The following is a 7,737-nucleotide window of genomic DNA, read 5'->3' as shown; positions in this document are numbered from 1 at the left end:
TGAAATCGAAGAATGGATGGAGCAACGTCTAGCACTGCGAGATAGCCAAGACTAATCCAAGTAGCAGAACACACACCTAACACATCAACAGGGAGCCAACGAAGGCTCCCTTTTCAATTAGAGAGAGATAAAAAATGAGTTATTCAATTTACGTAGACGGCGCAGCACCAAACAATCAACACGGATGCACACAAGGTGGCATTGGTATCGCAGCTTTTAACGAACAGGGTGAATTAGAGCACCAAGATAGCATCACCATTAAGCGTAATACTACCAATGCCGAGTTAGAGCTAATGGCATTAATCGAAGGTTTAGAGTATGCCCAAGATGGCGACGTTATCTACTCAGACAGTGACTTCTGTGTAAAGGGCTACAACGATTGGTTAGATAACTGGAAAGAGCGAGGTTGGCGTAAGTCAGACAAAAAGCCAGTTAAGAACCGCCATCTATGGCAACAAATCGATGAATTACGTTCTAAGAAATACGTTGAGGTGTTTAAGGTTAAAGCTCATTCAGGTAATAAGGGTAATGACATGGCAGGTTTGTTAGCCGTTGAAGCGGCAGAGGCTGAGTAAGAAGATTGAGCACAGTTTGTTGGCAGGCCGCTAGCAGGCTGTGTTGTTTCTTTTACGTTTAACCTGTTAGGATTGTGTGGGATGTTTTAATTAGAATGAATGTTATTGAAAGTGGTTCGGCAAATGTTTAAAAATAGGTTGAAATATTAATTTCTGCTCCTCAGTGTTGAGAGCGAGAGTGAGAATAAATCTGAAGAATAAATCGGAATCAAACGGAGCAGTTTTGGATAAAGACTCGATATCTATGCTGATTAAGCAAGTCGTGATGAATGGAGTTTGGAGTGATGCTACAGTATTACCTGATGTCTCTTGGATCATGCCCTTGGTTGTAGAAGAGTTGTTTTTAGTTATGTCTGAACATACTTCAAATAAAACAAAAGCCGCTAAAATGCTAGGTGTTCATCGTGGTCGTTATTGCTCAAAGGTTGATGCATTATTATTGAATAAGCAAAATGATATACCTTCATGTTAAATAAAGAAAAGCTCACAACTTATATCGGTGTAGCACTGTTTGTTATTCTTGTTGCTCTTGGCTTGACGTTCTTGGATAAAAAAGCTAGAGAAACAAGACGAGTCAAAGTGATTACCGATGAGATTCAGAAGGACTTACTATTAAACTATAGCGAGCCGCAAGGTGAGACCTATAATGAGAGTAAGCATAATGCTGTCATGTTGTCTACTTCTCGATTTCAGCCTGAAACCCTTAAAGAAGGGTTATATGATGACAATCTATCCCCTTTTTTAGGCAACCCCAAAGGCCGACATGTTGTGGTATTCTTTACCAAATATCACTGTGATACGTGTGCTATAATGAACGTAAGGTTAGAGCAGTTTGTTAACAATAACTCGGAAGGTAAAGTTATCATTAAGATAATGGCTTCGGATAATACTATCGAGAGAGAGGGGGAGTTGAATGGTCTTGCTTTGTTTTATTACAAACCGGATCTATACATTCACTACCATCATGAGATGATGAAAGGCATTAAAAATCATCATGAACTTTTAATGGAGCTGAACATTGCACCTAATGACCTAGCTCCTTATCGTCAATTCGCACAGGACCAATTAGAGAAAACAGAAGTGCTAATGGAGAGTATGCATATCAAGAGGTGGCCTGTTGCTATTGTCCTGGCTTCTCGTAATTATGATGATAGGTCTCTAAAAAAATCATTGACCAAATTTTAATATTTAGCTCTAAACCACCAAATTCAGTAGGTGGCTTTCATTTTGTTAGGGTTTGCCTGTAGTTCAGCCCATGTTAAATGCTTCCTTGATTTTTAGCGAAGTCAAAGAGGATAAATAACATGAGTCGATGCAATCAAGCTTCCCACATATTTTGGAAATGGTAATATCACATCGTGTAGGCGTATTGAAAGGAAAAGTAGCCTTAAAGCTCTTCAGTAAGCGTTCATATTTGAAGGGAAATAAGCTTTGGGGCAACTGTTTTTTTGTAAAGAAGCTATTTTGTTGATAGCGTAGGAAATAAGGAAGAAATCATTCGACGTTATGTTAGGTATCAGGAGAGGAAGGAGTGCGTGGAACAGCAAAAATTAGTGCAGGACTAAACAAAGGCCCCTTTTAGGTGGCTCACACAAAGCTACCTTCCACAGAAGGAGGTAATTGACTCCCCGCCCCAGATGAGGATTTTATATGCCCGAAACATATATCTGCCGCCATGTAGACAGCTTGGTTGATATTATTGAGACTGATGTTTTTTGTTTAAAAGATGTAAGTATTCATTGCACATTTGCCTTGTTAAATGAGGATAAATGGCTGAATGCGTACTTCTTGAGGGCTAGTAGAAAAAATATGAAGCAGATATCTTTTTCAAATAGCGTAATTATCAATCTAGATGACTTTCTGAGTGGGCCGTGAGTGTGAGCTTTGATTGCCGTAATTTTCTCTTATTTATGACAAGGCTCACGTAGCAGAAAATGCCGGTAGGCTGATGTGATGTAGGAGGAGAGCTGGTGGTAGTTATAGAGCTATTGTCAAATGTGGTGTATGGGGTTCATGCAGTAGCCTGTTGATGAGTCTCCATTTATTTCACTCCGTCAATGAAGCGAATATCTTTCACTACATCAGCGAGTAGTTTAAAGTCTCGTAGACGCCACTTCGTCTCAGTGCTGAGCATTAACTTGTAGGCCATCATCAACATAGTCTTTCTGCTTCCAAAGTTCTTCGTCTTGTTCGTGCATCAACGTACTGTGGCGAGAGCATCGATTCTATTGGGGTGGTTGTCTTTGGATACTTAGTTTTAAAGCATTTTGAATGTTGAGAAGGCGTGATAAGCATCATTCTAGTTCCTACCATCCAGATATCTTGCCGTGCTTCCTCATTTGTGGCCGTGCACTTTTGAGCGCGTTATTAAGCACATTTGCTGTCTTATGTACCTAGCACCGTTGCTGAGCTTTGAGGCCAGCACTTAGCAACTGCTTTCCAGAAGCCAAACGCGTCATCTCTGCTGGCGAGCTTCGGCGCCAGCTGCTGTTGGTTAGCAAGCTTTTCGCACCCTAATCAAGCAAAGGTTCCAAAACAGGCGGTAGATCGCCCGTAGATATCCCCTTGATGTATTAGTTCTGTAAACGGGTCTTGTGGTGTATTCAATGAAACAGCAGTATTATCAGTCATGCGGCGTACCTCTCTGTTAATCGTTCTGGGGAGAACAACACCGCAACTTTCTTTCTCTTCCATATCCCAGAAATCAGTATGGCTCGTGATGTTGTAATATCGTATAGTGAGTCTTTGCTTGTGATTTGATTATGGTGGATTATGGTGGATTATGGTGGATTATGGTCGATTGTGTTGTTGTTTCAAATAAGTTTTTAGTTAGTGACATTGCTCGAAGGGTTCCCGCTCTAAATGTAAGGGTAATTAACTCTGGCAACTTGAATTTGGAAGTGAATCCGGTTGGGGTTTTAATTATAGACCTTTCTGAGTATGAAGGAATTAAGGCCATATTTAATGATGAGTTGGCTCGTGTTAGGCGTTTGGCAAGTGTCATTATCGGAATTTTACCCAGTCACGACTATGAGGTGTATCGAAGTATTGATGTTCATTTGTGTGATGACGTGGCTATTTTCCCTTTTTCTCCGAAAGATTTACAAGAAATAATATCTAAGCCTAAAAAACCATTCCTTAATACTTTAAGGAAAAAAAAGGACTTTGAGGCTGGCAACTTCGAGGGAGTTATATCTAACATCTCTGATGGATTTGAATGTGAAGCTGATTTGTTATATTCATATGAGTCTTTACTAATTCAGGGGGAGCTAACCAAAGCTGAAGATATTGTAGCGCTGTACTACAAGACTGAAAAAATACCTTACCACTCTAAAGTAAAATCTCTTCAGGGGTTAATCTATGGAGGTTCGAGAAGTAGCCTGATAACGACTCTCAAACAAAACGTTAAACATTTCTCTGATAATCCTGCATACCTGTTTTTGTTGATGGCGTTTGGTGTTGATGTGGATAAAAGGTTAATCGAAGATTTTAATCTGACAATACCTAGTTCCCCTATTTTTTTACACCACATCCCTGATTTTAATATGAAATCTGTTAATGAGTGTTTATTGAAAAGAAAGTTTGATTCGATCTTCCATTTCGATGATGACGGGGTTGTTGCATGCACTCTTCTTGCTTTGAAAGTAAAAGATTATCGATTTGTTAAGTTCATACACCAAAACATAAAAAAATTACCGATCCCATTCTTGCTGCAAAGTCTTTTAAAGTTGATGCTTGAGGATAAAATTGAGGAGGTTCGAGAGCTGAAGAGTATTGTGATGTTTGATTTTGATAATGGTAAAGAGCACCTTAATTTCCTTCGCTTAAATTATAAAAAAAGAGGAGTGAGGGAGCTTATTTCTCAATCTTCTTTTATTCTTGGTATTAAAGATAGTAAAGGCAGACTTCGGTCGGGAATTGAGAATATTAGTGAGGCTTTGAAGGACAATGCCGTCCTTGATTCTTATTTGTTAGGTCAGTCGTTTGTTTAACGTAATTGCACTTAGTGCGCACCTACAAACAAATGCAACCAACATTTTTTCTGATGCGATGTTACTCATCGCATTAGCTATTCACAAGTAATTGCCATACATGTAGGGCTCTTCTCCGTGTAATAGGCGCCACTGACGGACTCGACGTTCTAGTGTGCGTCGATGGTTAGGTGAAAAACTATCGCCATGCTCTTCACAAAGATGGTCAAAAATACCGACAGAGGTAATTGACACTGAGCGTTCAAGGAGTGGAAGAACAACTGAGTTCCAGACCGATTCGAGGGGGCAGTTCTTGTTCGATAACCTCTAGTCTTAATTGGGCCTAATTGTCGCTGTACTGATTCAATTCGACGAGCAAAACACTCAGAGAAACCGGCTTTAGCGGCGGAGGTGGTTTGTGTTTTATCTTTTCGATTAGCCATGTATGCCTTATTTGTTGATCTGTAATTCGTTTTCCCTGGCACAACGTTTTCCGGTAGAGGGTTTGCTCAGAATGTAGCAGATTAACCGGCCAATCTAATTGTCGCTCAATACATGGCTTTTTCTGGACTAACAAAGCATACATTCAATAATGTGAATAACCTTAATAATAGGAGTAATTATGACTATTAATACCTCTTTTTCTTTTGTTGACAATAAAACAGGCCCATTAGTAAAAAATGAACAACTAGAAAACAATGTGGAAAATGATGAACTCAACTCTACTTTTTTAGAGACTTTAAACCATTTAGTTCATTCCGAGACTTCAATTGAAAAGAACGTTGGAGTTGCAAAAGAAGTAGAAGAAGTAGAAGAAGTAGAAGAACTAGAAGAAGTAGAAGAACTAGAAGAAGTAGAAGAAGTAGAAGTCGTTCATTTAGATGGCAATACTATAGAGAGGGCATCACTCAAGGAAGGGACAATAAATATTGAACCTTCAAAAGGAGAGACAAAAGTAACTTTCGATAGCAATAAGATAAATACATCTACTGTCATAAAAGAGGGGGGGAAGCTCTTAAACGAGCTTATTGATGCTAACAAAATTCTTTCATCTAACATCACAGATGAGCATGTGCTAGATACGAAGGAGTCCACATTAGAGTCGGTGAAACCTTTTAAATACTTAAATTTGGAGTCTAGTATCTTAAACCATGAAGGAATAGATGAAAGTGCTGAAGATAGAAAGAAGGTATTGTCCGCAAGTCTACTTGAATCACTATCAAAAGATGAGCAAGAATCAAATTTAGATTATCAACAGACAATGTTATTTAATAAATCAACTGACGAAAGTGTAGGTCGAAGAGAGATACAAACACTCCAGGGAGCTCCTCTTCAGTTAACAAAAGAACTCGCAAATGAACAAGTTATGGAAAAAATTCAGATGATGATGTCCAAAAATTTAAAAGGTGTAGATATTCGATTAGATCCTCCAGAGTTAGGAAGCATGAAAATTCGAATGGCAATTAACAATGATATAGCAAGCATTCATTTTTCAGTTAGTAGTGCTCAAGCTCGAGATATGATAGAACAAACCTTACCCCGCTTGCGAGAAATGCTATCACAACAAGGTGTAGAATTAGAAAATTCATCAGTTCAGCACCAATCTCCAAAGCAAGGACAAGAGCACGAACAAAGCAATCAAAGAGGAAGCGATGAAGATACTCATCGACCTAGAAGTAATAGTGCTCAATCAGATAGTCAGAGTGAGGTTGAATTAAATATAAACTTAAAGCCCACAGGCTTCAGTTTTTATGCTTAGTTGTACTAATTCAGACCTAATCTGACAGTTACCCACTTTTCGAGTTGGTGCCTGTCAGATTATATCTAGGCTAGATTGGCGTTGTTAACGATATGGATATATTCCCACCTACCGTCTACACTCTTAGTCGGTAGCTGAAATGAGGAAGTAGATAGGTAGCTATACTAGCTATACCCTTTCAACTTGAAGATGCAGGTATCAGTACCTGAAAATTATCTGTAATTCTGGATACAAGTGAGCCTGCAACTTCTGGTAACGTCACATCGAAAAACTTTTTGATAGCAGAGGTGAATGCTGTTTTGGAGGGAAAATAGACATTGTTCCTCACATGCTCATTCATTACTTTCCAAAGCCGCTCTATTGGATTTAAGTTTGGGCTGTATGGGGGTAAGTAATGAAGCTCTATATTGAGTACTTTTGCCGCATTCCTAACCATTTCTGAACGATGGTAGGCTGCACCATCAAGCACAATATGCACGGTTTGCTCTAGTGGATAATGCTCTTTCTTGAGTTTCCAAAAGAAGCGAACAAGACTCTCGCTATCTATCGTTTCATAAGTATCTGTGATCGTCGCGCTGATATTTTTCAATGACAGAGCACCGATTAGATTCACTCGAGTACGGCTACCTGTCGTTTCAATTAGCTTATCCTGCCCCTTACGGATCCAGCCACAGCTAAGTTTTGTTGACTGAGTTGGATGAACGGCGTCCATGAAAAGTACAGGCGCATCCTTGGGCTTAAGTGCCTCGTTGTAATACTCGATAAATACTTGCTGCTCTTCAGGCTTTAGCTTATGTGGTACACCTTTGGGCTTTTTGTATGAAAAACCGTGGTGATGTAACCACTTATTAATCCCAGAAACGGTGTAGCTCACACCGAATTCAGCTTCGACGTAAGTAATGATTTGACGCGTATGAAAATAGGTTTTCTCAGTCAAATGCTCGATGAGCTGCATCGTCTGAGTATCAGAAAGTAGACTCTGGCTCCCGCCATTCTCAGGTTTAAGTTTTTCAGATAGAGCATAATCACTAAGATGACGAGCAACTGTAGATTCATGGATACGAAGAGCTTGAGAGATCATAGTCGGGCTCCAACCTTCGGAAGCTAGCAAGACAGCTTTTATACGGTCGCATACTCGACGATCACGCTCAGTATTGTGCATCTGTTCGAGTTGTTGTTTTTGCTCAGGAGTTAGTACCATTTTCATGGTGAGTAGCATGATCCTGATTTCATTGAAAATCAAGCATCTTCAATGATCACGGGTATATAAGGTCTGATTTAGGTACGGATTAAGTACCATTAAATAAATGACTGTCCTAACAAATAACAAATAACAAATAAAAATAGTATTATCATCCAAACTTTCACTAATCTTCCCAATCCCCCCTCTGAAGTCTACCTTTACTATCTTTAATGGCTTTGTTGCGTAATT

The 7,737-nt window shown here is 39.4% G+C and carries 5 protein-coding genes and 4 pseudogenes; 6 read left to right on the top strand and 3 right to left on the bottom strand.

Annotated elements, in window-relative coordinates:
• The first annotated feature begins 134 nt into the window (after window positions 1–134).
• From BCT49_RS02735 to BCT49_RS26080, 4 genes and pseudogenes are all read left to right on the top strand, one after another.
• On the top strand, window positions 135–575 hold the full coding sequence (locus tag BCT49_RS02735) for a ribonuclease HI (protein WP_102434041.1): 441 nt from the start codon (window positions 135–137) through the stop codon (window positions 573–575).
• Between the two features lie 223 nt (window positions 576–798).
• Window positions 799–1,047, top strand: coding sequence for a hypothetical protein (locus tag BCT49_RS02730; protein ID WP_133151637.1), 249 nt, complete (start codon window positions 799–801; stop codon window positions 1,045–1,047).
• Window positions 1,041–1,760 (top strand): thioredoxin domain-containing protein, encoded by a 720-nt coding sequence (locus BCT49_RS02725; RefSeq protein WP_102434039.1) that lies wholly within the window; start codon window positions 1,041–1,043, stop codon window positions 1,758–1,760. The genes BCT49_RS02730 and BCT49_RS02725 overlap by 7 nt, the downstream gene beginning before the upstream one ends.
• 163 nt (window positions 1,761–1,923) lie before the next feature.
• Window positions 1,924–2,140, top strand: a pseudogene (locus BCT49_RS26080) (transposase); the annotation flags it as partial.
• A 476-nt stretch (window positions 2,141–2,616) separates the two neighbouring features.
• On the opposite strand, the pseudogene BCT49_RS02715 reads toward BCT49_RS26080, so the two are convergent.
• Window positions 2,617–3,062: pseudogene (locus tag BCT49_RS02715) on the bottom strand (transposase); the annotation flags it as partial.
• 275 nt (window positions 3,063–3,337) lie between these two features.
• On the opposite strand from BCT49_RS02715, the gene BCT49_RS02710 reads away from it, so the two are divergent.
• Window positions 3,338–4,567, top strand: a complete 1,230-nt coding sequence (locus BCT49_RS02710; RefSeq protein WP_133151636.1) for a hypothetical protein — start codon at window positions 3,338–3,340, stop codon at window positions 4,565–4,567.
• A 108-nt stretch (window positions 4,568–4,675) separates the two neighbouring features.
• On the opposite strand, the pseudogene BCT49_RS26075 reads toward BCT49_RS02710, so the two are convergent.
• Window positions 4,676–5,033, bottom strand: a pseudogene (locus tag BCT49_RS26075) (IS21 family transposase); the annotation flags it as partial.
• A gap of 810 nt (window positions 5,034–5,843) precedes the next feature.
• On the opposite strand from BCT49_RS26075, the pseudogene BCT49_RS26070 reads away from it, so the two are divergent.
• Window positions 5,844–6,305 (top strand): annotated as a pseudogene (locus BCT49_RS26070) (flagellar hook-length control protein FliK); the annotation flags it as partial.
• 178 nt (window positions 6,306–6,483) lie between these two features.
• On the opposite strand, the gene BCT49_RS02690 reads toward BCT49_RS26070, so the two are convergent.
• Entirely contained in the window at window positions 6,484–7,512 is a 1,029-nt protein-coding gene (locus tag BCT49_RS02690; protein ID WP_102434042.1) for an IS630 family transposase, read from the bottom strand.
• Window positions 7,513–7,737 lie beyond the last annotated feature (225 nt).

Origin of the sequence: Vibrio lentus, assembly GCF_002875945.1 — a bacterium.
Classification (GTDB): domain Bacteria; phylum Pseudomonadota; class Gammaproteobacteria; order Enterobacterales; family Vibrionaceae; genus Vibrio; species Vibrio apostichopi.
This window is presented reverse-complemented; position numbering and strand designations above follow the sequence as displayed.

Excerpts from the sequence above, each read along its gene's own strand:
- BCT49_RS02710 (WP_133151636.1), top strand. The coding sequence starts at position 3,338 with ATGGTGGATTATGGTGGATTATGGTGGATTATGGTCGATTGTGTTGTT.
- BCT49_RS02725 (WP_102434039.1), top strand. The coding sequence starts at position 1,041 with ATGTTAAATAAAGAAAAGCTCACAACTTATATCGGTGTAGCACTGTTT.
- BCT49_RS02735 (WP_102434041.1), top strand. The coding sequence starts at position 135 with ATGAGTTATTCAATTTACGTAGACGGCGCAGCACCAAACAATCAACAC.
- BCT49_RS02690 (WP_102434042.1), bottom strand. The coding sequence starts at position 7,512 with ATGAAAATGGTACTAACTCCTGAGCAAAAACAACAACTCGAACAGATG.